Annotated in this window: 4 protein-coding genes; all 4 read left to right on the top strand. The window is 63.1% G+C overall.

What is annotated here, in order from left to right; translation table 11 throughout:
* The coding region (gene narH, locus GY725_27110; GenBank protein ID MCP4007869.1) for a nitrate reductase subunit beta at positions 1-210 on the top strand (210 nt) is incomplete at its 5' end.
* Positions 210-854: a hypothetical protein gene (locus GY725_27105; protein ID MCP4007868.1), complete on the top strand. Its 645-nt coding sequence runs from the start codon at positions 210-212 to the stop codon at positions 852-854. The genes narH and GY725_27105, both read left to right, overlap by 1 nt.
* Complete coding sequence (gene narI / locus GY725_27100) at positions 851-1579, top strand: respiratory nitrate reductase subunit gamma (protein ID MCP4007867.1); 729 nt, start codon at positions 851-853, stop codon at positions 1577-1579. Before GY725_27105 ends, narI begins: the two co-directional genes overlap by 4 nt.
* A 37-nt stretch (positions 1580-1616) precedes the next feature.
* A partial coding sequence (locus GY725_27095; protein MCP4007866.1) for a hypothetical protein occupies positions 1617-1974 on the top strand: 358 nt, incomplete at its 3' end.

The following is a 1974-nucleotide window of genomic DNA, read 5'->3' as shown; positions in this document are numbered from 1 at the left end:
GAAGCTGTCGCCCGCCTCCTGCAGGCCGCGGACAGCTCGACGGAAGAGGCCGACGCGATCTACGAGCTCACGTCGCTCTGCACGTTCGACGACCGATTCGTGATTCCTCCGGCGCACCGCGAGGAAGCGATCGAGATGATGCGAGATCCGCTCGAGCACAAGCAGAACGTCGGCTTCGGCTTCCTGAGCGGACCACGGAGGGGCATGTGATGACGGCTCGCTCCGCAGACCGCAGCGCAGACCGCAGCGCAGAACGCCGCAGAGTGATCGATGCACTCGTGCCGTTCTTCAAGTATCCGGACGAGAGACACGTCGAGACGGTCTGCGACGCCGTATCGACGCTTGCCGACTGGCGTCCCTCGCTCGGTGACGTCCTCGGGCCTTTTGTCGATCACGTGCAATCCGGAGGGCTGTCGGACCTCGAGGAGGCCTTCACCCGAACGTTCGACATCAACCCGGACTGCGCTCTCGAAATCGGCTGGCACCTGTACGGTGAGAACTACACGCGCGGCTCGTTTCTCGTCGAGATGCGCGAACACATGCGGACGCTGGAGCTCGCGGAGTCGGCCGAGCTCCCCGATCACATCACGCACGTGCTGCAGGTACTGGCCCGGCTCGAAGAGGACGGCGCGCGCGAGCTCACCCGAGGGCACCTGCTTCCGGCTCTCGACAAGATGCGCGGCAATCTACCCGCGGAGCGTCCACACGCCACGGCCCTCGAGGCTGTCGAGTTTGTCGCCCGCGAGCTGTTCGGGATCACCGAAAAGCTGACCGTGGGAGACGAAGCGTCGCCGTACCCCGGTACCGAGAAGACGCCGCCCGGCCTCAGCAGCCAATGCGGAGGAATGCGATGAACTGGTTGACCGCCCTTCTGAATTCCGAGACGCTCCACTACCTCGACCAATTGCTGTTCGCGGTGCTGCCTTACGTGTCGTTCGTCGTCTTCATTCTGATGACGATCCAGCGGTACCGCAGCGAGTCGTTCACTTACTCGAGCCTGTCGTCACAGTTCCTCGAGAATCGCCAGCACTTCTGGGGGCTGGTCCCCTTCCACTACGGCCTGTTGGTGGTGCTTCTCGGTCACGTGGTGGCGTTCCTGCTGCCCGCGACCCTGCTAGCCTGGAACAGCCGGCCGATGAGGCTCTACGTGCTCGAGGTCAGCGCCCTGGTCTGCGGCATCCTGGTGGTGGTCGGCCTGGCCATGGGAGTGGCTCGGCGTCTCGGCAACACCAGGGTCCGCGGCGTCACGACGACCTCCGACTGGGTCCTCTTCGGCATGCTGATGCTCCAGGTGGTGAGCGGTGTGCTGATGGCGATCTTCGTCGGTTGGGGCTCCTCGTGGTTCGCCGCCGCGATCTCGCCCTACCTCTGGTCGCTGGTGAAGTTCCAGCCCAACCTGAATTACGTCATCGGCCTGCCCTGGCTGGTCAAGCTGCACATCGTGTCGGCGTATCTGCTGATCGCCTTCTTTCCCTTCACCCGTCTCGTCCACGTGCTGGTCGTCCCCAACATGTACCTCTGGCGCCGTGCGCAGGTCGTGCGCTGGTACGGGCATCGTAGTGTGAACCGTTCCAGCTGAGCTCGGATCTCGAGCTCGGAAACAGAGGACCAAAGGAATGAGCGAAAAGAAGAACCCACCAGGAGTTCGGTTGACCCATTGGGACCCTGAAGACGAAGCCTTCTGGGACAGCGAGGGCAAATCGATCGCCCAGCGCAATCTGTGGGTTTCGATCCCCAATCTGCTCTGCGGCTTCTCCGTCTGGCTTTATTGGGGCATGGTCGCGAAGTTCATCCAGAAAGCCCACTTCGCCAACCCGGAGCTGTTCAACTTCACCTTCATGAACGATGGCCAGACCTTCTCCGGCGACGGCTATCGCAACCTGCTCTTCACCCTGCCCGCAGTGGCCGGCCTGGTGGGAGCGACGCTCCGGATCCCGAACTCTTTCATGATCGCCATCTGCGGCGGCCGCAACG

This window comes from bacterium, assembly GCA_024226335.1.
Lineage (GTDB): Bacteria > Myxococcota_A > UBA9160 > SZUA-336 > SZUA-336 > JAAELY01.
The sequence above is the reverse complement of the archived record's forward strand: the minus strand, read 5'-3'. Positions and strand labels throughout refer to the sequence as shown.

Coding starts and splice junctions, on each gene's coding strand:
- GY725_27105 (MCP4007868.1), top strand. CDS start 210: ATGACGGCTCGCTCCGCAGACCGCAGCGCAGACCGCAGCGCAGAACGC.
- narI (MCP4007867.1), top strand. CDS start 851: ATGAACTGGTTGACCGCCCTTCTGAATTCCGAGACGCTCCACTACCTC.